This is a genomic window from Micromonospora lupini, assembly GCF_026342015.1.
Classification (GTDB): domain Bacteria; phylum Actinomycetota; class Actinomycetes; order Mycobacteriales; family Micromonosporaceae; genus Micromonospora; species Micromonospora lupini_B.
Window position 1 is genome coordinate 1,224,363 of sequence record NZ_JAPENL010000001.1, and the last position, 21,577, is coordinate 1,245,939.

Sequence of the window (21,577 nt, forward strand, 5' to 3'; positions counted from 1 at the left end):
GTGCCGCGCCGCTGCCCTACTGGCGGTAGGTGGAGAGGAACGTGCGGATCCGGGAGACGGCGTCGTCGAGGACGTCGGTGGCGGCCAGGAAGACCAGGCGGAGGTGGTCTGGTGTGTCGAGGTTGAAGCCGGTGCCGTGGGAGATCAGGAGGTGCTGCTGCTCCAAGAGGTCGATCACCAGGCGCTCGTCATCGTGGATCTTGTGAACCTGGGGGTCGAGACGGGCGAAGAGGTAGAGGGCGCCGGCCGGCTTGACGCAGTCGACGCCGGGGATGTCGACGAGGGACTGCCAGGCGTGGTCGCGCTGCTCCAGCAGCCGGCCTCCGGGGCGGGTCAACTCCTCGATGCTCTGGTAGCCGCCGAGCGCGGTCTGGATGGCGTGCTGGGCAGGCACGTTCGGGCAGACGCGCATGTTGGCGAGCAGTTGGAGCCCATCCAGGTAGTCGGAGTCGTCGCTGCTGAAGCCGCTGGTGGCGAGCCAGCCGGAGCGGAAGCCCGCGGCCCGGTAGACCTTGGACAGGCCGCCCATGCTGACCACCGGCACATCCGGCGCGAGGGCGGCGAGCGTGTGGTGCGTCGCTCCGTCGTACACGATCTTGTCGTAGATCTCGTCGGCGAAGATCAGCAGATCGTGCTTGCGGGCAAGCTCGATCATGCCGAGCAGCACCTCTCGGGAGTAGACCGCGCCGGTCGGGTTGTTCGGGTTGATCACCACGAGCGCGCGGGTGCGGTCGGTGATCCGGGACGCCATGTGCTCCAGGTCCGGTGCCCAAGCCGCGCTCTCGTCGCAGCGGTAGTGCACCGCGCGACCGCTGCACAGGTTCACCGCGCCGGTCCAGAGCGGGTAGTCCGGGCTCGGCACCAGCACCTCGTCGCCCGTGTCCAGCAGTGCCTGGAGCACCATCACGATCAGCTCGGAGACCCCGTTGCCGAGCAGCACGTCGTCCGGCTGCACGCCTGGCACGCCGAGGGTCTGATAGTGCTGGGCCACCGCGACGCGGGCGGAGTAGATGCCCCGCGCGTCGCTGTACCCCTGAGCGGCCACGATGTTCTGCACGACGTCGGCGACGATCGGCTCCGGCGTGGGCAGCCCCCACGGCGCCGGGTTGCCCAGGTTCAGCTTGAGGATCCGGTGCCCGGCAGCCTCCAACTCCTGCGCCCGGCGCAGCACCGGGCCGCGGATGTCGTACCGGACACTCTTCAGCCGCTGCGCCTGCCGCATCGGACCCCCTCCGCGAAACGCCGTGTCTCCGATGATCGATGCTAGGGCGTCGTCCAGAAATGTTCACCGCTGAGGAGACTCGCCCTAGTCGGACAGGCCCGCCGGCACGGGCGCCTGGAGGTACGCCAGGAGGGCGGCGACCTCACGGTCGAGGTCCACGCCCACCTCGTGGATCGCGTCCACTCCCAAGGAGCTGAACGCGCGGCTGGGCTGCTCGATGACGAACCGCGCTCCGCCGTCGGGTCGGTCGCTGATCATCGTGCGCAGCGGCGCGTACAGCATGGCCGCCGGGTCGTGGCGGAACATCCGCTCGGCCGTGGTGTGGTTGCCCATCAGGTATTCGACGCAGTGCCTGGGGTCGCCCGCGAGCCTCATCATCGGCCGCAGGTCGCCGCTGCTCCAGTAGATGAGGAAGTCGTGCGGCGCCCGGTCACGCATGAGGGCGAGCACGTCGTCCCAGGGCGCGTTCCGGGCGACCAGCGCGTTGAACGCCTCGGCGTCGTAGGGCGGAACGGCCTGCTCGTACTGCCGTCGGAAGTCCTCGAAGGAGCGATCGATGCTGATGTCCAGGCACCGCGCGTGGTAGCCACGTTCGGTCCATCCACGTTCCATCGGGCTCCCCCACCTACCGGATTACTTACGCCAAGCTAGCAGTATTTGTCCTGAATGCGGGTTTAGTATCGCAGCACCGAGGATGATCCCGCTGGCGGCGAGGTGACGTGTGAACGGCGCAGAAGCACTGCTGCGGACGCTTGTCGACGGCGGGGTCGAGGTGCTCTTCACGAACCCCGGCACCACCGAGCTGCACCTGGTCGGAGCGCTGGAATCGGTCCCCGAGCTGCGCGGCGTACTCGCGCTCTTCGAGGGCGTGGTCACCGGCGCTGCCGACGGCTACGCCCGGATCGCCGGCAAGCCGGCCGCGACCCTGCTGCATCTCGGGCCGGGACTCGCCTACGGCCTCACGAATCTGCACAACAGCCGACGCGCCAACTCGCCAGTGGTCAACATCGTCGGGGACCACGCGACGTTCCACACCGCCTTCGATCCCCCGTTGAACTCGGACATCGCCGCCCTGGCCGGATGGCTGCGTGGCCCGGTCCGCCGCCCCGAGGACGCGGCCGGGGCCGGACCCGACGGCGCGGCGACGCTCGCCGCCGTACTGGAGCCTCCCGGCCAGATCGCCACCGTGATCATGCCGGCGGACGTGTCGTGGTCGGACGGGGGCGCGGCGGCTTCGCCAGTACGGCCCCGCTCGGCGCCGACCGTCGGCCAGGAGGTGCTCACGCAGGTCGCGGACGTCCTGCGGGGCGGGGAGACGACCGCCCTGGTGATCGGCGGAACCGCGCTGCGCGAGGCGGGCCTGCTGGCCGCGGGACGCATCGGCGCGGCGACCGGCGCACGGGTGTTCCAGGAGCTGTACTCCAACCGGGTGGAACGGGGCGCGGGCCTGCCCGCGTTTCCCCGGCTCGGCTTCTACCCGGATCAGGTGCTCGACCAACTGCACGGGGTACGGCACGTCATCGTCGCGGGCACCAAGGCCCCGGTCTCCTTCTTCGCCTACTCCGACCAGCCGAGCCTGCTCGTGCCCGAGGGTGCGCGGACGCACGTCCTGGCCGAGGTCGGCCAGGACGCCGTCGCCGCGCTCGATCGACTCGCCGAGCTGGTGGCGCCGGACACCACCGCCCCGGTCACCGAGCCGCATCGACCGGCGCTGCCGACGGGGGCGCTCACCGTGCAGAACTGGGCCGACGTCGTCGCGGCGTTGCTGCCGGAACACGCCATCGTCATCGACGAGAGCGTCAGCTCCGGCACCGCCCTGGCGACCGCCACCGCCGGCGCTCCCCGCCACGACGTGCTGATGCAGACCGGTGGGGCGATGGGCGACGGCCTGCCCCTGGCCGTCGGCGCCGCAGTCGCCGCACCCGATCGACAGGTGCTGGCGCTGGTGGCCGACGGCTGCGTCATGTACACGGTCAGCGCGCTGTGGACGCAGGTCCGTGAGCAGTTGAACATCACCAACGTGGTCCTCAACAACCACGCGTACGCGATCCTGCGGCAGGAGTGGAAGTACTTCAGCGATCGTCCGGGCCGTACCGATCCGGACCGCAATCAGTTGTTCGACCTGGCGAACCCAGAGATCGATTTCGTGGGACTGGCGAGCGCGTTCGGCATGCCGGCCAGCCGCGCCACCACAGCCGAGCAACTCGCCGAACAACTCTCCCAGGCGCTGGCCCAGCCCGGCCCGCACCTCATCGACGCCGCCATCCCGGCCGCCGCGTAGGCGACAGCCTCGCCGGCGCCGGTCGACCGGACGGTATTGATCGTTTCCGCTGACGTGGCGCGGGGAACTGCGTGCGTAACGAGGGGGAGAACATGAGCCGATACGCACTGCCACCAACCGCCCGAGCGCTGATCCTGCCGTTGCTCGGCACCGTCGCGTTGACCACGGCCTGCACGTCGGGCGGGGACGAGTCCGATCCGGTGTCGTCGGCCGCGTCACCGACGACCGCCTCGGCCGGCACGAGCCCGGCCGACCCGCCGTCCGCGAGCGCCAGCGCCAGCGCCCCGACGACCATTCCGACGTCGGCCTTCGTCGAGCTGCCGACAGAGCTGCGGAAATCGCCCCGACGGACGACGCCCGTCGAAGAGGCCCTGCCGAAGCTGTGCGGCAACGAGTTCGGCACCGGAGGCCGACAGGTCACCGCGAGCGCGGCGATGACAGTCACCTACAAGAAGCCCGGTGACCCGGTCAGCAACACGCCGCAGGGGTTGATCTATCAGACGATCTTCACCTTCGAGGGTGAGGGCGCCGCCGACTACATGCGGCGTCTGCGCAGTGCCGTCGAGGCGTGCCCCTCGTACGATCGGGGCGGCAACCCGGTCAAGGTCGCGAGCAAGCCGTTGTCTGGCGTCGGGGACGAGGCGGTGCTGGTGTCGCTCACCCGGGCGGCGACGGACCTGAACGGCGACCGCAACGGCGGCACCACGTCCACCCAGATCGCCGTGGCACGTGTCGACGGCGCGGTGACCGTGTTCAACGACCAGGGCTGGGAGGGCAGCAGCGGCAACCCCGCCATCCTGGACCAGACCGTGCGCGACGGTGTGCGGACCATCGACGCCTGGCAGCGCTGATGGAATGCGGGGCGGTGCCCGACGGCACCGCCCCGCGCTCCGTCACGACCTACTGCCAGGCACTCTGCTGGGTGTAGACGAGGTTGCCCGGGACGGCCGTCCCGTTGGTGCTCCACTCGGTGTACGCCCAGAAGTCGCCCTCGGCCAGCGGCTTGTTCGGCTTCAACGTGAAGTTGACGCTCTGACCGCGCTCCGTCGTGGACGGCAGCGTCAACGTGGCAGGCGAATACCTGGCGTTGCGACCGATGATGGCGTGCCGCAGTTCGAAGTCGACGACCGGGCCACCGGGCACCTGCGCGAACACGTACGCGGTGTAGCGCCCCGGCTCGGGCAGGAACTTGTACACCTGCTCCGCGCTGGTCCAGTACCTGTCACTGCTGTAGACAAGCGTGTCGCCCTTGTAGAGGTAGAGGTCGAGGTTCGTGTTCGGGTCCTCGGTGTTGGCCTCGACGACGATGCCCGCCGTGTTCGCCGGCACGGTGAAGTCGACAGCCTTCACGCCGGACGCCTTCGGGTCGAACACGCCGCCGTAGACGCCGGCCGGTATCGAGTAGGACGTGCGCTGCACAGGCGTGTAACCGGTGCTGCGACCCGCGAGCGGCCCGGTGAAGCCCGGCTGGATCATCCCGAAGGAGCCGCTGGTCATCCGGCCGAACTCCTCGCCGTCGTCACCGTACGGCCGGGGGCTGATCCCCCACGGGCGGGCGGCGACCGGGATCCGGACGCTGTGTGCCTTGGCCTTCCAGGTGATCGATCCGGTCACGTACCGGTCCCAGGGTGCGTTGCCCCGGCGCAGCGTGATGGTCACCTTGGCGGACTTCCCCGGCGCCAGCGTCACCGACGCCGGCGTGACGGTGACCTTCATGCCGGGCACTCCGGACACCGACGACCGGTACGTCTCCCGCGCCGTGCCCACGTTTGTCAGCGTGCGGGTGAGGGTCACCGGGCGGGTGCCGTCGTACTCGCGCAGCGAGATGGCCGGCAGGTTGAGTTCCTTACCGTCGGGCTGGGCCGTCTCGCTGAAGGCGACAAGTTCCGCCGCCGTCGGCTCGATGACCAGTCCCGGGTCGGTGGCCCGGGCCAGGTTGATGAAGCCGCTGCCCTGGTCCAGGGGGTTGCTGGTGCCGACGGTGTCGGTCGCGGTGGTCCGCAGTGCCGAGGCGACCCGGCCCGGCGTCCAGTCCGGGTGCGTGGCACGCAGGACAGCTGCCGCGCCGGCCACGTACGGCGAGGCCATCGAGGTGCCCGAGTACGCGTCGTACTGCCGCCCGAAGTTGCCGGCCGGTGACACCGCGGCGATGATGTCCGACCCCGGGGCGACCAGGTCCGGCTTGAAGACGCCGTAGGTCACCTTGTCCGGGCCGGTGGAGGAGAAGTCCGCGACGCTTGGGACGCCCGGCACGCTGGAGCCGTCACCGCCGGTGCGCAGGGACACCTTCGCGTCGGTGGGGTGGCGCATCAGGTAGTTGAACAAGGTGCCGGCCTGCTTCTCGGTCGGCAGGTACACCACCGGGAAGTTGTAGATCGAGTTGACCCGGTAGTTGCCGACCGGGTCGAACAGCACCATCGCCGCCCCGCCCTTGTCCTTGACCTCGGCCGCGGAGCCGAACGTGTCGGACAGCGCGCAGGCGACCACCTTGCCCTTGATCTTGGCAGAGTCGAGGCTGCCCGGTTCGCAGTAGACGGCGCCCAGCTCCGGAGATCCGGCCTGGTCGCCGAAGACCATCGTCCGCGCGCCGCCGCCGGGCAGCGCGTCCAGCGAGCCGCCGACGAGCTTCGTGCCGTCGCCCAGCTTGAGCGTCGCCTCGTCGAGGTTGGTCACCGCCGCGCCGACAGTTGTCACCCAGGGCGCCGCGTTGCTGATGGCGCCGCTCACGATGCCTGTGTTCCCCGCCGACGCCGCCACGAAGACCCCGGACAGCGTGGCGTTGAGGAAGGCGACGCCGATGGGGGTGTTGGCCTCCCAGTCGCCGAGCTGCGAGCCGATCGAGAAGTTCAGGACCTGCACGCCGTCGGCGACTGCCGCGTCGATGCCGGCGATGATGTCGGCGTCGAAGCCCATCCCGGCCCAGAGCACCTTGTAGACGGCGATCTGGGCGTCCGGCGCGACCCCGGAGATCGGGTCGAAACGCCGGCCGTCGATCGTGACGTCCGAGACCGGCAGACCGGCGGCCGTCGAGGCGGTGTGCGTGCCGTGGCCCTCCATGTCGCGGGGAGACAGCAGCTCACCCTCGGGCACCGAGCCACCGTCCGCGAGCCAGGTGTCGGCGAAGTACCGGGCACCGACGATCTTGCCGTTGCAGTGCTCGGTCACGAAGCCCACGCCGGTCTGGCACGTGCCGTGCCAGGTCGGGGGCGCGGGCATCTTCTTGGCGAACGAGGCGCTCTCCGGCCAGATGCCGGTGTCCAGGACGCCGATCACCATGCCCTTGCCGGTGGCGGGACCAGGCTTGACCGGCTTGGTGGTGTGGCCGGCAGCGGACGCGACCGGCTCACCAGCGGTGGCGGCGGTCGGGGTGGCGGCCGTCGTGGTGGTCGCGAGCGGCGACGCCGACCGGTTGCCGAGCGCGCGTGCGGCGGTGACGGCGCGCACGCGCTTGTCCGCCCGCAACGCGGTCGCCTGCTGGGCGGTCAGCTTCGCCGAGAAGCCGTTGAAGGCCGCGGTGTAGGCCGCCTTGACCTGGACACCGGCCTTGGAGGCGACGGCGGCACGCTGCGTGTCGAGGTGCCGGCGGTACGCCTGCGACGGCGCGGTCGTCACGTCCAGCCGGCCACCCGGGGCCGGGCGGGTCCGCGCCAGCCCCGACGTTCCGCCGACGTACGTGGTCAGCGGGGCCTCGGCCAGCTCGACGATGTAGACGCCTGAACCGGTCGCGTCCACGGCGGCCTTCGGGCTGGTCTCGTTGTCGCCGGAGCGACGGTCGGCCCCGTCGGTCAGGGTGGTGCGCCGGTCGGACCCGGTGGAGAAATAACCCGGACCGCTGGTGGCGGGCCGGTCCCCCGGGGCCGCCGACGCCGTTCCCGCAGCACCGGTTGTGCCGGTGATCATCGCGAGGACCAGCGTCGGTAGCGCCAGTCTTCGCAGCCTGTTCCCGCTCGTGCGTGAAGACACGAGACTCCTCTCCATCGCTCCCTTGTGGAGCTGTCTCATCGTTCGCGATCCGCTCATGGGAGCGCTCCCCCACCTAAGCCCGCGACGGTTAATCGAGGGTTTGCTCGGTGTTACGGATCGCTGGTGCACATAAGATCACGATGGGTCGGCCGTGCCTAGATCATGTTTTCCGGAGCGAGCCCGCCCGCTACGGCCAGAACCGCACCACGGCGACGACACCGGCGATGACGATGGCGGGCAGCACGACGTAGATCACCAGAAGCACCCACGGCAGCAGCCGGAACGCCCTGGCCATCGGGCTCTCCGGCGGGGTGTAACGGACGGGCGACTGCAGGCCCGACCGCTCCCAGACCAGCCCTGCCGCGTCCGTGAACCGGATCCTCGCCCGCCCGAGGTGTGCCGCGTGACCGGTCAGCTCGAAGCTCGCGGTCTCGGACCTCTCCACGACGGCGAAGCGGCGGCCGCCGTGTGCCGTCACCATCGCCACCGCCTCTCGGCGACGGCCCGGCCAGCGGTGGGTCTCCTCCCAGACGACGTCGACATGGACGTCGAAGATCGGCGCGGCGCTGTGGTTGACAAGCGTCACCGTCGCCGGGTTCGTCGCGTCGTAGACCCGGACGCCGTCGCTGTCGTCGCGGTCGAGAGTCAGGACGGGAATGACCAGGCGGGCCTGCGCCGCCTCGCGGCTCTCCTGCTCCTCGCGACGGACCCGGGTCTCGTGACGGAACAGCAGACCTGTGAAGATGACGGCGAATGTCGACATGACCAGCCCGGCCAAGCTCCCCCACGCCTGCATCCAGTCGGTGATCTTCGGGGCTTCGGCGGCTAGCACCGGATCAGGGTAGGTACGAAACGCCACTCTGCCTATGGGCCGGCTCAGATCGGGAAGCGGCCCTGACGCCACTGCCAGTGGCGACCGGCCGCCAGGTGGTCGACGATCGCCCGTTGCAGGGCGGTGCGGCGCGGCAGCTCGTCGAGCGGCGTGCTCAGGGTGCGGAACACGAACCGCCGCACCTCGATGTCGGCGTCCGGTCCGTCCGACTCCGCGTAGGGCTCCAGCTCGAACCGTCGCTGGAAGCGGATGATGTTGGAATCCTCGGGCAGGTAGTCCCGCAACTGCGGATCGAGCAGCCACGAGCCGCAGGAGAATGCCGTGTAGGGCTCGTCCGGAAAGTGCCGCGCAAAGAAGGCGCGGGCCTCGTCGAGCGACGCCGAGACCGCCGCCGGGGTCAGCGGCCCCGAGTCGGGGACGTGCAGACCGATCGCGCCGTCGCCCCTGTGGTGCTGCAACCGCCCCAGCTCGTAGACGGCGCCCCGCACGTGCAGCGTCAACCAGCTCTGTATGACGGGCCAACCCTCGCGGCGCATCCGTCTGTCGATGGCGAGATTGCGGCCCACGTCCGCGAGGGTCACCCAGGACACGGCGTCGGGGACGCCGTGGTCGCCGTGGTACGCCCGGACGACGTCGACGAGGGCTAGGTACGCGTACACGTAGAGATGCCGCCAGGCGGGCCCCCTGTCGCGCGGCAGCTCCGGGCCGGGCGGCAGCCAGACGTAGCCGCCGAGATCGGCGCGGACCAGGGCGGTGGAGCGGTCGAGGAGCCAGCGCAGCTCCGGAGTCCACAGTGGTGACCCAGCCTCGGGCCAACCGGCCATGATCTCGTCGGCGTCGTCCGGGCGGACCGCGAGCCGGTCGAGGAGCGCGGGCGCGTCGGCCCTGGCGGGCAGCGGCGCCGACGGCGAGTCCCCCGCGAGCCGGTGCACACGCTCGACGTCCTCGACGGGCACCCCGAGCCGGGTGGCGATGTCGTGCAGATCCACGCGGACGAACCTACCGCCGGCCGGCGCCTTACCGAAGCCCGTGACTAAACGTTTCCGGGCAGCGTCCCGGCAGGGTTCGCGCCGGCGAGGTACACCGCGAGCGGTCGGCGCAACACAGTCATGTCGCTCGTCGGGTCGCCGCGAACGACGAGCAGGTCGGCGTCGAAACCGGGGCCGACGCGGCCCTTGCTCCGCCCCAGGCCACACACCTCTGCGCCGACGGAGGTCGCCGCGGCGAGGGCTGCTGTGGCGGGGATGCCACTCGCGACGTACTCGACGAGCGTCTCCGGCAGGATCCCGTGCGGCTTCGCGGGGCCGAGGCCCGCGTCCGAACCAGCGACCAGGCGGACCCCGGCCCGGTGCAGGGTGGCGGCGCCGGCACGCAGCGCGGCCTCGCTGAGCCCGGCCCGCGCCGCCATCTCCACCACCTCCGGCGGCGTGATCACGGCGGGGTCGGTGCCGAGCGTGGCACAGACCGCCACCCCTGACGTGGCCAGTCGATCCGCGAGTTCCTCCGGGACGTGGGCGCCTGTCGCGGTCACGCACGTGCAGTGCTCGATGCCGTCGACACCGACGCGCAGCGCCTGCTCGACGGCGCTGAGCGCGTGCGCGTGCGCGGTCACCGGCAGGCCGAGATCGTGCGCCCGGGTCACCGCGGCGGTCAGTTCCTGGTCGGTGAACTGCGGCCGGGTGGTATCGGTGCCGGGGGTGAACACTCCGCCGCTGGCCATGACCTTCAGCAGGTCGGCGCCGGCCGCCGCCTGCCGACGCACGGCCTCGCGGATCCCGTCGACGCCACTCGCCTCGCCCCCCATCCACCAGCAGTGCCCGCCGACGCTTGTGATCGGCGTGCCCGACCCGACCACCGTGGGTAGGTCGTCGCGCACCTCCCGGTCCCGCCATCGGAGCACGGCGCCACGGCGGTCGCCCAGGTCACGCACTGTCGTGACGCCGGCCGCCAGGTGGGCGCCAAGTGACGCCTCGACGACCGCGTCGAGGTCAGTCTCCGGACGTTCGGCGAGCCGGCCGAGCGCGTCCGGCCCGGCATCGGCGCACAGGTGCACGTGCGCGTCGATCAAGCCGGGAAGCAGGGTGTCGTCCGGATGCTCGCGCACCGGCCAACCCTCCGGCGCCTGCGCCCAACCCCTGCGCACCTCGGCGATACGACTGCCGTCCAGCAGGACCAGCACCCCGCCGTCCACGAGCCGCTCGCCGTCGAACATCCGCGCCGCCCGGATGGCGTGCCTCGTCATCGGTCCTCCACTGTCGATGGAGCCACCATCCGCGCCGTCGAACCCGCTCACCTCCCCACCGGAGATGAGCCCTGTCCCTCGCGAGAGGGATCCTCAGACAACGTGGCGCAGGTAGCCGGCGATCGCCGCGTCCAGCACCTGTGGGCCGGGACGCGCCCACACCTCGGCGGAGAAGACCTCCACCTCGATCGGGCCGCCGTAGCCGGCGGCGTCGACCGCCTCGCGCAGCCGGCGCAGCTCGATACACCCGTCACCGGGCAGCGCCCGGCCGAGCAGCACCCCCTCCGGCAGCGGGGTCACCCAGTCGCAGACCTGGAACGCGGCGATCCGCGCGCCGGCCCGCGCGATCTGCGCGTACACCGTGTCGTCCCACCACACGTGGTACGCGTCGACGACCACGCCGACCACGGCCGGGTCGAAACGCTCGGCGATGTCCAGCGCCTGGCCGAGGCTGGCGATCACGCACCGGTCGGCGGCGAACATCGGGTGCAGCGGCTCGATGGCCAGCCGGACGCCTGCCGCCGCCGCGTGCGGGGCCAGCTCGCCTATCGCGTCGGCGACCCGACGCCGGGCGCCGTCGACGTCCCGGCTGCCGGCCGGCAGACCGCCGGAGACCAGCACCAGCTCGGGCGCGCCAAGCGTGGCGGCTTCCTCGACGGCCCGCAGGTTCTCCGCACGCCAGTCGTCGGCGGAGAAGAAGCCGCCCCGGCACAGGGACGTGACGGCGAGACCGGCGTCGCGGACCAGTTTCGCCGAGCGGGCCAGCCCGTACCCGGCCACCGGCTCCCGCCACAGCCCGATGCCCGGCACACCGGCCGCCACACACCCGGCGACCACCTCGGGCAGCGCCCAGTGCTGGGCGGTGGCCTGGTTGAACGAGAAACGCGCGAGGCTCACTGCGCCACGCCCGCGACGGTGAAGAACGCGCGGGCGCGGGCGGCGGCCAGGTCGGCGTCGGGCAGCAGACCGGCCGCGTCGGCGAGGGTGAGCAGGGTCGCCAGGTGCGCCGGAGACCGCCCGGACTGCGCGCCGCCGACCATGGTGAAGTGGTCCTGGTGACCGGCCAGCCAGGCCAGGAACACGATCCCCGTCTTGTAGTGCCAGGTCGGCGCCGCGAACAGGTGCCGGGCCAGCGGCACGGTCGGCGCGAAGATCTCGTCGTACGCCGTCGGATCGCCCCGGTCGAGGGCGGCCAGCGCGGCGGCGGCGGCCGGCGCGATGGCCGCGAACACCCCGAGCAGCGCGTCGGAGTGGCCCACCTCGTCGCCCCGGATCAGCTCCGGGTAGTGGAAGTCGTCGCCGGTGTAGAGGCGTACCCCCGCCGGTAGCCGACGGCGTAGCGCCACCTCCCGGCCGGCATCGAGCAGCGACACCTTGACACCGTCCACCGTCGACCGATGCGCCTTGATCAGCTCGACGACCGTGTCGGCGGCCAGGTCCAGGTCGGGCGATCCCCAGTAGCCGGTCAGCGCCGGGTCGAACATCGGGCCCAGCCAGTGCAGCACCACCGGTTCCCCGGCGGCGCTCAACAGCCCGTCGTACACCCGAAGGTAGTCCTCGGGGCCGCGGGCTGCGGCGGCCAGGTGTCGGCTGCACATCAGCACCGGCCGGGCGCCTGCCGCGCGGACGTCGTCGAGCTGTTCGCGGTACGCGGCGGTGACCGCCGCCAGGGTGGCCGGGCCGGCCGGCAGCTGGTCGGTGCCGACACCGGCGACGATCCGGCCGCCCACCGCGCGGGCCTCGGCGGCGCTGCGCCGGATCAGCTCCCGGGTCGCCGGATAGTCCAGGCCCATCCCCCGCTGGGCGGTGTCCATCGCCTCGGCGACCCCCAGCCCGTACGACCACAGGTGCCGCCGGAACGCGAGGGTGGTGTCCCAGTCCACCGCCGCCGGGGCCCCCGGCACGTTCTCCGCGCCCGCGGCGGCGACCACGTGCGCGGCGGCGTACGCGATCCGACAGGCCGCCGGGGCGGCCGGGCGGGCGAACCCGCTCCCCCCGGCCAACCGGTGTCGCCGCCCGCCCGGCAGCACCACGTCGGCGGCGCTCACCGCTGCAGCTTTGGAACCGGGACGCGGACGCCCTCTCGGGCCGCGCGCAGCCCCAGTTCGGCGAGCTGCACGCCGCGCGCGCCGGCCAGGAAGTCCCACGGGAACGGCTCGCCGGCCACGACGTGCCGGAGGAACGCCTCCCACTGCACCTTGAAGCCGTTGTCGAACTCCTCGTTGTCGGGCACCTCGGCCCACTGGGCGCGGAAGTCCTCGGTGGCCGGCAGATCCGGGTTCCACACCGGTTTCGGGGTGACCGCCCGATGCTGCACACGGCAGTTGCGCAACCCGGCGACGGCGCTGCCCTCGGTGCCGTCGACCTGGAACTCCACCAGCTCGTCGCGGTACACCCGCACACCCCACGACGAGTTGATCTGCGCGATGACCCCGCCGTCGAGTTCGAAGATGGCGTACGCGGCGTCGTCGGCGGTCGCCGCGTAGGCGCGACCGTCCTCGTCGACCCGCTCGGGCACGTGGGTGGCGGTCACGCAGGAGACCGCGTTGACCCGGCCGAACAGCTCCTCCAACACGTAGTGCCAGTGCGGGAACATGTCGGACGTGATCCCGCCGCCGTCCTCGGCGCGGTAGTTCCACGACGGGCGCTGGGCCGGCTGCCAGTCGCCCTCGAAGACCCAGTAACCGAACTCGCCGCGCACCGAGAGGATCCGGCCGAAGAACCCACAGTCGACGAGCCGCTTGAGCTTGCGCAGCCCCGGCAGGAACAGCTTGTCCTGTACGACGCCGGTGCGGACCCCGGCGGCGTCGGCGGCCCGGGCCAGGTCGAGCGCGCCGGCGGTGTCCTCGGCGAGGGGCTTCTCGGTGTAGATGTGCTTGCCGGCCTCGATGGCCTGCCGGATCGCCTTCTCCCGCTGCTGGGTGACCAGGGCGTCGAAGTAGATCTCGACGTCGTCGCGGGCCAGCGCCGAGGTCAGGTCGGTGGTCCAGTCGGTGAGGCCGTGTCGTGCGGCGAGCTCGCGGAGCTTCGTCTCGTTGCGCCCGACCAGGACGGGTTCCGGCCAGATGGTCGTGCCGTCGGCCACTGCCACACCACCGGACTCGCGGATGGCCAGCAGGGACCGGACGAGGTGCTGACGATAGCCCATCCGTCCGGTCACGCCGTTGACGATGATGCCGATGGACCTGCGGGTCATGGTGATCCTTCCGTCGTGCGGGGCCCGGCACGGCAGTCGAGGAGCGGGCCGGTCGGCGGATCAGGCAAACGCTTTCCTGGGAGCGTAGGCGGGTTCCCGCACGCCGGGCAAGGCCTTTCCTCGATCTATTCGCCGATCGCGGACCCCACAGGCGCCGGGCCACTCCGAGATCGACTCGGCTTCCTGAAAATCGGGCCGTCCCGATGCCTCGGACACCGCGAATTAAGGGAAACCGAGTGGATCACAACGGTCCAACCCCCTGCGGGAAAGGGCTTTCTCTGCGGTACGGTGACGCTAGCCGGCGCGGCGAAACGCCGTCAACAGACCGAGGGGGCGGGCCATGGCGACCCTGTCCGACGTGGCGCGGCGCGCGGGCGTCTCACCCGCCACCGCCTCCCGCGTCATCAACGGCAGCAGCAAACCGGTCACCGACGAGCTGCGCGAGCGGGTGCTCGCCGCCGTCGCCGAGTTGCAGTACGTGCCGAACGCGCACGCCCAACTGCTCGCCCGCTCGCACCGCAGCGCGGTCGGCGTGATCGTGCACGACGTCTCCGACCCGTACTTCGCCGAGATCACCCGAGGGCTGCAACGGGTCGCCACTGACCAGGGCCGGCTGCTGATGATCTGCAACAGCTACCGCGACCCGGACCGCGAACTGGAGTATGTGGAGCTGCTGCGCGGTCACCAGGTGGCGGCCCTGATCCTGGCGGGCTCCGGCTACCACGACGACGCGTTCACCCGGCAGCTCAACGAGAAGCTCGCCGCGTACGAGGCCACCGGCGGGCGGGTCGCTGTCATCGGCCGCCACGAGCACTCCGGCGACGCCGTCATGCCGGACAACCGGGCCGGCGGTCACCTCGCCGGTCGCCAACTGTGCGAGCTGGGGCACCGGGCGATCGGCGTGGTCGCGGGTCCACGCATCCTCACCACCACCACCGATCGGCTGGCAGGGCTCCGGCAGGCCCTCACCGAGCAGGGCCGCGAGCTACCCGAGCGCCGCATCCGGTACGCCGAGTTCGACCGCGACGGCGGCGCCGAGGCCACCGCGCGGCTGCTCGACGCCGACCCCGGGCTGACCGCGATCGTGGCCCTCAACGACTCGATGGCCATCGGCGCCCTCGCCACCCTGCGGGCCCGCTCGCTGGCGGTGCCGCAGCAGGTCTCCGTGGTCGGCTTCGACGACATGCCGATCGCCCGGGACGTGACACCCGCGCTGACCACCGTGCGGCTGCCGCTCGTCGACATGGGAATCCGGGCGATGTCGCTGGTGCTGGGCGCCGGGACGCCGACGCCCCGGGTCGAGGTGCTCCCCGCCGAGCTGATCCGCCGGGACACGGCCGGGCCAGTGCCTGCGCAGCGGCGCGAGACGGCCGCCACGGCGTAGCCTGCGCCGGTGCTGATCCGTGAATTCGACGACCAGGACTGGTCGCAGGTGTGGCCGATCATCGAGGACGTGGTCCGGGCCGAGGAGACCTTTCCCTTCGACCCGGAGATGACCGCGGACGCGGCGTACGGCATCTGGGTGGAGGCCCCGCCCGGGCGGACCGTCGTCGCGGTCGACGGCGGCCGGGTCCTCGGCAGCGCGAAGATGGGCACCAACCGGCCCGGACCGGGCGCGCACGTGTCCACCGCGAGTTTCCTGGTCGCCGCCGACGCGCGCGGCCGGGGCGTGGGCACCGCGCTGTGCCGCGACGCCCTGACCTGGGCACGCCTGCGGGGGTACGCCGGGATGCAGTTCAACGCCGTGGTGGAGAGCAACCGGTCGGCGGTCGAGCTGTACCGGCGGGAGGGCTTCGAGGTGGTCGGCACGGTGCCGGGCGCGTTCCGCCACCCCACCCTCGGCCGGGTCGGCCTGCACGTCATGTACCAGGAGTTCTGACCCGCTCGCGCTGCCACCGGCCGAGCCCTCGGGGCTGATCCGCTGGGGATGCCGTGGTGTGACTGGGTGCCTTTGGAGCTGATGTCGACAACGAATCGGTCGTGCACGACGCCGGTAATCACCGTGCGCGCCGATCGCCGTGCGCGGCGATCACCGTGCGCGACTAGCAGCGTGCGCGACGATCACCGTGCGCGGTGATCAGCGCGTGCGCGGCGATCACCGTGCCTGCCTGATTCGTTGACGACATCAGCTCCATAGCGTCTCAGCCACTGATGGTTCCCCCGGCCGGGGCCGGTTGGAGTCCGGGCGGCCGGAGAGCCGGCTCGGCGCCGGCGCGGCGGATCGGGGTGAACAGCCCGCCGACCGCGACCAGCAGGCAGCCCGCGCCGGCCACGAGCGCGACCGCCGGCACGCCGTACCGGCCGGCGGTCCAGGTCAGGATGACGGCGCCGGCCGGCCCGAGGGCGTAGTGCGTGCTCCAGAACGCCGAGGTGACCCGGCCGAGCAGATGGTCGGGGGTGATCTCCTGGCGTAGCGACATCGAGCAGATCCCGCCGATGCTGAGACAGCACAGGTACACGGCGGTCAGCGCGGTGACCGCGGGCACGGACGTCACCAGGCCGACGCCCGCGACCGCGAATCCGCAGACCGCGTGCGCGCCGATCCAGGTGGCGCCGAAGCCGCGCCGGCGACGCAGCGGAGCCACCAGCAGCGCCCCGGCGACCGTGCCCAGCGCCGCCAGGCCGAGCACCGTGCCGACCGTGCCGTCGGTGCCGCCGAGGTCGTGCCTGACGTGGTAGATCAGCACGTCGGTGAAGCCGTAGGTCAGGAAGATGAACACCGAGAGCAGGACGGTCAGCGCGCGGAGCACGGGCTGTCGCCACAGAAACCGCGCCCCGGCCAGGAACTCGGCCACCGGACGCTGCCGGGTCACCGGCGCGGCGTCGGCGGCCTGGACGGGGCGCAGCCGGATCAGCCGCAGGCCGGCCGCCGAGAGCGCGAAGCTCGCCGCGTTGACGGCGATGGCGACCGACGGGCCGAAGCGTGCCGACACCACACCGGCGAGCAGCGGCCCGAGAACGGCGGCCGCCGCGAACGTCGCCTGGAGTCGGCCGTTGGCCTCGGTGAGCCGGTCGGAGTCGACGAGGTTGCGCACCGCGGTCACCGCCGCGACCTGGAACAGCATGCCGGCCGCCTCGCAGATCGGCAGCACGACGAAGAGCAGCCAGACCTGCGGGCCCGCGAGCCAGGCCAGCGGCACCAGGGCGTAGAGGACGAGACGGGCCAGGTCCGCGATGATCATCAGCGTGCGGCGGTCGTACCTGTCGACAAGCACCCCGCCGAAGACCCCGGCGAGCACTGACGCCGCGCCCGCGACGGCGGTGAGCAGGCCCATCTGCGCCACCGACCCGGTCGCCTGCAACACCAGCAGCGGCACCGCCAGGTAGGCGAACGCGTCGCCGGCCGCGGAGAGCGACTGCGCGATCCAGTACGTGCCGAAGGCGCGGTCGCGCCAGAGCGGCGTCCGATGAGGGCTGGCAGCTCGGCTCATCCCGCCGAGGGTAACGGTCCCCGGAGCACCGTGCTGGCCGTCACACCGCGCCGAACGGCCCCGGGAGTCCCTCCCGGGGCCGTTTCAGGGCGTACGCGAAGGGGGTCAGCCCTGGCGCAGCGGCGCGAGCGCGGCGCTCCAGGCGACGACCTGGTCGAGGGTCGCGTTGAGCGCGTCCCGCTGGTGGTCGTTGGGCTTGAAGACGCTGAAGTTCTCGAAGTCGGTGAAGAGCGAGAGGGCGACCTGCGCGCGCACGTCGGCCATCTGCAGCTCACCGGCGATGAGGCGCAGGTGCTCGACGGCCCGGGTACCGCCGACCGAGCCGTAGCTGACGAAGCCGACGGCCTTGTTGTTCCACTCGCCGTAGAGGAAGTCGATGGCGTTCTTCAGGGCACCCGAGGTCGAGTGGTTGTATTCGGGCGTTACCATCACGAACCCGTCAAACGACGCGATGGTCTCGGCCCAACGCAGCGTGTGCGGCTGGCTGTACTGGCCCATCGAGGGCGGGTACGCCTCGTCGAGGTGCGGCAGCTTGTAGTCGAGCAGGTCGATCAGCTCGAACTGCGCATCGGAGCGCTGCTGGGCGATCTCGTGGACCCAACGGGCGACGGCTTCGCCGTTACGCCCCGGGCGGGTGCTTCCGAGGATGATCCCGATCCTGGTCATGGCTGCGCCTTTCAATAGTCCTAACCTGGCGCCGGAACGCTATCCGCTCCTTGCTTCGTCAAGCAAATGACGGTGCTATGGCTGTCATCACACGCTGCGTGAGCAATTGCTCAATCAAGCAACTATGCTGAGAGCATGCCCGACCCCAGTTCCGAGCCGCTGCGACCCCTCGATTCCGACGAGGAGGCGCTGATCCGCGCCCTGGGCCGGGTGATGTACGTGGTGCCGCGCACCATCGACGCCGACATGGTCAGCGACAGGCAGATGCCGCTCACCGAGTACACCGCTCTGATGAATCTCTCCGAGGCGCCGGACCGGCGGATGCGCATGCACGAACTCGCGACGGCCTGCTATCTCTCGCTGAGCGGCATGACCCGGACGATCATCCGGTTGGAGACGCAGGGCCTGGTCAAGCGGGAACGGTGCGAGGAGGACGCCCGCGGTTGGAACGCGGTGCTCACCGACGCGGGCTTCGCCCGCCTGGAGGAGTCCTGGCCGAGCCATCTCGCCGCCGTACGTCGGCGGTTCCTCCGGCACTTCGAGGGGCTCGACCTGGCCCAGCTGGCCCGCGCGTTCGGGCGCGCGGGAACAGCCGACTGAGCCAGATCGAGCCCTCGACGTGGTGGCGTGAGCCCTAGGCGTTCGCCACGAGCCGCCAGCGGTTGTCCGCGCTGCCGTTGTCCGGGTCCTGCACGGCCTGCGCGCCGTACGCGGTGGACCCGTTGAGGATGCCGAGCAGCTTGCCGCTGTTGACGTTGCGGATCTTGTAGGTGCCGTCGCCGTTGTCCACCAGGGTCCACCGGTGGTCGGCGGTGCCGTTGTCGGACCACTGGAGCACGCGGGCGTTGTCGGCGGTGGACATGTTCTCCACGCCGAGGACCTTGCCGCTGTTGACGTTGCGGAACCGGACCGCGTTGCCGTCGGTCACCACTACCCAGTTGTGGTCGGCGGTGCCGGTGTCACCCCACTGCACGGCGAGCCCGCCGTCGGCGGTGGACATGTTCTGCACGCCGAGCACCAGGCCGGTGCCCACGTTCACCAGTCGGTGGCTGCCGCCACCGCTGCTGCCGCTGGTGTTCCAGTAGACGGTGTAGTTGAAGCCGTGGGCGTCCTGGAACGGCCCGAGGTTGACTGTGGACCCGTTGGCGGTGGCGGTGAACGCCAGCGAGCTGGTGCTGGTCCGGGCGATTGACGAGACGTTGAGTGCCGGCGGCGCGCTCAGCGTGCTGTTGCCGTAGTTGCCGCAGAGCACACTCGGGCCGTAGGTGACGGCGGCGATGCTCGAGTTGTCGTTCGTCGGCTGCACGACGACACGCATCGGCACACGCACGGTGATGGTGTCCCCGGCGGCCCAGGTACGCGTGACAGTGGCGTAGCTGCCGGGCGTCGTGGCGACGGCCTGCTCCACACCGTTGACGCTTATCGTCGCGCCGCTGGTCCACGCCGGAATGCGGACGCGGACGCTCCACGACCCGCTCATCGTGCCGCCGAGGGTGAGCGTGGTGGTGTCGCTCACCGGGTACGTCGTGCTCTGGGTGACCGTGATGCCCCGCTGCGACCAGTTCAGCTCCGAGGGCACGAACAGGTTCACGGTGAGCGTGGTGCCGCTGTAGAAGTAGATGGAGTCCATCAACTTCGTGTTGATCTCCACGCCGGTGCCCTGGCAGCACCAGAACGAGTTGTAGTCGGTGCTCCAGGTGCCGCCGCCCCACGCCGGGCCCACGCCCCGCCGGCCACCCGGCTTGAGCGGGGTGAAGTAGGTGATGTGGCCCCGGCTGTCGGCCGGATTCTGCGCGCCGATCAGGTGGTTGATCGTGGCGCGCTCGTAGTAGTCGAAGTAGTCGGTCCGGCTCGGGTCGAGCAGCCACAGCTCCCGCGTCAGCTTGAGCATGTTGTAGGTGTTGCACTGCTCGCAGGTGTCGTTGCTGAGGTACCCGGCGATCGCGTTTGGCGCCCGGAAGTGCTCGGCCTGGCTGTTGCCGCCGATGACGTAGGTGTGCGCGCGGACGGTGATGTTCCACGCGTTGCTGGCGATGTCCCGGTAGCGGGTCGTCCCGGTGGCCTTGAACTCGCGGGCGGCGCCGACCCACTTGGGCACCTGCGTGTTGGCGTGCAGGCCGTTGAGCTGGTCGGAGTTGGAGGCCAGCGGGTTGAACACGGAGGCGTGGTCGAACCGCTGGGCGGTGGTGAGCCACCGCGAGTCGCCGGTCATCTGGTAGATGTCGGTCAGCACGTCGTTCATGCCGCCGAACTCGGTGCCGAGCATCGACTGCATCTGGCTGCTGCTCAGGCGGGACGTGCGGGTGTCGACCCAACCGGCGAGGGCCAGCAGCACCGTGCGCGCCTGCGTGTTGCCGGTGTAGCGCCAGACGTCGAGCAGGCCGGCGAGCGTCTTGTGGATGCAGTAGTAGGGCACGTTGCCGTTGGACAGCGTGCGTGCCTCAAGAGCGGAGAAGTCGGACTCCGGGAAACCGGACAGGTATCCCGACCCGAACCCGGCCGCGCCGTTGTTGGCCTGGCACTTGGCCAGCTCGGCGACCATGTAGTTCGCCTTGTCCCGGCAGGTGGTGTCACCCAGCACCGCGTATGCCTGGGCCCACGCGGTCAGGAGGTGCCCCTGCATGTGGGTCCGGAACGGGAAGTTCGGCGCGTCCCAGCCACCGTTGGTGGCAGCGCCGTTCGTGGACAGCCGGTGGTTGGCGCGGAAGTTGTAGAGCATGCGGTCGACGTCGACGAAGCGCAGGTAGTTCAGGGTGCGGTTCTGGTTGTCCAGCCAGCGGCCGGTGGTCAGTCGCACCTGGCCGAGGTCGAAGGCATAGGCGCCGACGCCGATGTCCGGCCGCGCCGGCGGGACCACTGCAGCGGCGGCGGGGCCCGCGCCGAGCGTCGTGGCTCCGGTCGCGGAGAGCACGGCGGTGGCGCCGGCGGCTTGCAGCACGCGGCGTCGGCTGAGGGGCAGGGACGACATGGGACCTCCAGGTGAGCGCTACCGGCGACGGGACGACAACCGGGCGGGACGGGCTCGGCGGGGATGCAGGGGTCCGAACGTTAGCGTTCACATCCGTGTCCGGCATGTTACGGCCCGAGGCCCCTTCAATTCAAGATGGTAACTGTCGAAGCTGGTCCCGCACCTGTGGAAGACCTGTGCGCCGCCGTACCACCAAGCGTGTGGGGTAGGGCGTGCCCGCTCGTGTTATCGATAACACGAGCGGGTTCAGCCGACCGGCCGGCCGGCGGCCGCCAGGGCCCACGCGAGCAGCCCGAACGCGCCGGTCGAGGCGACGGCCCGCACGACGTTTCCGCGCACCCAGGCCACCTCGAAGCGCTCGCGCAGGGCGGCGAGGTCGGTGATCCGGTCGACGTCGCCGGCCTGGGCCAGCACGGTGTTGAGGGGGACGTTGACGACAGCTGTCACGCCGAGCACCACCAGGTAGAGCAGCAACGCGGCCACGATCCAGGGCAGCACCGCGCGACGCCCGGCGCCCAGGTGCAGCGCCGCCGCCAGCAGCGTGCACACCAGCGCGCCACCGAAGCAGACGGCGAACCATCCGTTGAGAATGGACTCGTTGATCCGCTGCATGGCCAGCACAAGCGTCCGGTCGTCGGTCCGGCTCAGACCCGGCATGACCGCGTAGGCGAACGCGGCGAACAGCCCGGCGGTCAGGCCGGTGGTCACGGTGGCGGCGAGCAGGCTCGCGCTGCGCAGGAAACCCATGCCCTCCATTGCACAGGCCGTCGGACGCC

18 protein-coding genes are annotated in these 21,577 nt (G+C 71.2%); 5 read left to right on the forward strand and 13 right to left on the reverse strand.

Annotated elements, in window-relative coordinates:
* Positions 1–16: 16 nt before the first annotated feature.
* Both OOJ91_RS05675 and OOJ91_RS05680 read right to left on the reverse strand, forming a co-directional pair.
* Positions 17–1,222, reverse strand: coding sequence for a pyridoxal phosphate-dependent aminotransferase (locus OOJ91_RS05675; RefSeq protein ID WP_266243257.1), 1,206 nt, complete (start codon positions 1,220–1,222; stop codon positions 17–19).
* 84 nt (positions 1,223–1,306) lie between these two features.
* Positions 1,307–1,834 carry a hypothetical protein gene (locus OOJ91_RS05680; RefSeq protein ID WP_266243259.1) on the reverse strand — a complete coding sequence of 176 codons (528 nt, stop codon included), beginning with the start codon at positions 1,832–1,834 and terminating at the stop codon, positions 1,307–1,309.
* 109 nt (positions 1,835–1,943) lie between these two features.
* Between OOJ91_RS05680 and OOJ91_RS05685 the strand changes: the two genes are divergently transcribed.
* Positions 1,944–3,503: an acetolactate synthase large subunit gene (locus tag OOJ91_RS05685; protein WP_266243262.1), complete on the forward strand. Its 1,560-nt coding sequence runs from the start codon at positions 1,944–1,946 to the stop codon at positions 3,501–3,503.
* 92 nt (positions 3,504–3,595) lie between these two features.
* On the forward strand, positions 3,596–4,354 hold the full coding sequence (locus OOJ91_RS05690) for a hypothetical protein (RefSeq protein ID WP_266243264.1): 759 nt from the start codon (positions 3,596–3,598) through the stop codon (positions 4,352–4,354).
* A gap of 49 nt (positions 4,355–4,403) precedes the next feature.
* On the opposite strand, the gene OOJ91_RS05695 is transcribed toward OOJ91_RS05690, so the two are convergent.
* The 7 genes from OOJ91_RS05695 to OOJ91_RS05725 all read right to left on the reverse strand — a co-directional run bounded on the left by OOJ91_RS05695 (position 4,404) and on the right by OOJ91_RS05725 (position 13,736).
* A complete protein-coding gene (locus tag OOJ91_RS05695) occupies positions 4,404–7,403 on the reverse strand; it encodes a S8 family serine peptidase (RefSeq protein ID WP_266243265.1) in 3,000 nt (999 codons plus the stop codon).
* Between the two features lie 250 nt (positions 7,404–7,653).
* Complete coding sequence (locus OOJ91_RS05700; RefSeq protein ID WP_266243267.1) at positions 7,654–8,298, reverse strand: hypothetical protein; 645 nt, start codon at positions 8,296–8,298, stop codon at positions 7,654–7,656.
* A 44-nt stretch (positions 8,299–8,342) separates the two neighbouring features.
* Positions 8,343–9,287: an acyltransferase domain-containing protein gene (locus tag OOJ91_RS05705; protein ID WP_266243269.1), complete on the reverse strand. Its 945-nt coding sequence runs from the start codon at positions 9,285–9,287 to the stop codon at positions 8,343–8,345.
* Between the two features lie 44 nt (positions 9,288–9,331).
* Positions 9,332–10,540, reverse strand: coding sequence for an amidohydrolase family protein (locus OOJ91_RS05710; protein WP_266243270.1), 1,209 nt, complete (start codon positions 10,538–10,540; stop codon positions 9,332–9,334).
* 93 nt (positions 10,541–10,633) lie between these two features.
* Entirely contained in the window at positions 10,634–11,437 is an 804-nt protein-coding gene (locus OOJ91_RS05715; RefSeq protein ID WP_266243272.1) for a sugar phosphate isomerase/epimerase family protein, read from the reverse strand.
* Positions 11,434–12,588, reverse strand: coding sequence for a dihydrodipicolinate synthase family protein (locus tag OOJ91_RS05720; protein ID WP_266243273.1), 1,155 nt, complete (start codon positions 12,586–12,588; stop codon positions 11,434–11,436). Before OOJ91_RS05720 ends, OOJ91_RS05715 begins: the two co-directional genes overlap by 4 nt.
* Entirely contained in the window at positions 12,585–13,736 is a 1,152-nt protein-coding gene (locus tag OOJ91_RS05725; protein ID WP_266243275.1) for a Gfo/Idh/MocA family protein, read from the reverse strand. Before OOJ91_RS05725 ends, OOJ91_RS05720 begins: the two co-directional genes overlap by 4 nt.
* 340 nt (positions 13,737–14,076) lie before the next feature.
* Here OOJ91_RS05725 and OOJ91_RS05730 point away from each other — a divergent pair, with 340 nt between their 5' ends.
* Complete coding sequence (locus tag OOJ91_RS05730) at positions 14,077–15,120, forward strand: LacI family DNA-binding transcriptional regulator (RefSeq protein ID WP_266243276.1); 1,044 nt, start codon at positions 14,077–14,079, stop codon at positions 15,118–15,120.
* A gap of 9 nt (positions 15,121–15,129) precedes the next feature.
* Entirely contained in the window at positions 15,130–15,615 is a 486-nt protein-coding gene (locus tag OOJ91_RS05735) for a GNAT family N-acetyltransferase (protein WP_266243278.1), read from the forward strand.
* 262 nt (positions 15,616–15,877) lie between these two features.
* On the opposite strand, the gene OOJ91_RS05740 is transcribed toward OOJ91_RS05735, so the two are convergent.
* Positions 15,878–17,167, reverse strand: coding sequence for an MFS transporter (locus OOJ91_RS05740; protein ID WP_266243280.1), 1,290 nt, complete (start codon positions 17,165–17,167; stop codon positions 15,878–15,880).
* 105 nt (positions 17,168–17,272) lie between these two features.
* Positions 17,273–17,833, reverse strand: coding sequence for an NADPH-dependent FMN reductase (locus OOJ91_RS05745; protein WP_266243282.1), 561 nt, complete (start codon positions 17,831–17,833; stop codon positions 17,273–17,275).
* A 135-nt stretch (positions 17,834–17,968) separates the two neighbouring features.
* On the opposite strand from OOJ91_RS05745, the gene OOJ91_RS05750 reads away from it, so the two are divergent.
* The gene (locus OOJ91_RS05750; protein WP_266243285.1) at positions 17,969–18,433 is read left to right on the forward strand and encodes a MarR family winged helix-turn-helix transcriptional regulator; all 465 of its coding nucleotides are present in this window, start codon (positions 17,969–17,971) and stop codon (positions 18,431–18,433) included.
* A gap of 34 nt (positions 18,434–18,467) precedes the next feature.
* Here the strand turns inward: OOJ91_RS05750 and OOJ91_RS05755 are convergent, their stop codons facing one another.
* Together OOJ91_RS05755 and OOJ91_RS05760 are read right to left on the reverse strand one after the other, a co-directional pair.
* Entirely contained in the window at positions 18,468–20,801 is a 2,334-nt protein-coding gene (locus tag OOJ91_RS05755) for a beta-L-arabinofuranosidase domain-containing protein (RefSeq protein WP_266243287.1), read from the reverse strand.
* A 246-nt stretch (positions 20,802–21,047) separates the two neighbouring features.
* Positions 21,048–21,548 (reverse strand): anthrone oxygenase family protein, encoded by a 501-nt coding sequence (locus OOJ91_RS05760; protein ID WP_323178416.1) that lies wholly within the window; start codon positions 21,546–21,548, stop codon positions 21,048–21,050.
* Between the last annotated feature and the right edge of the window lie 29 nt (positions 21,549–21,577).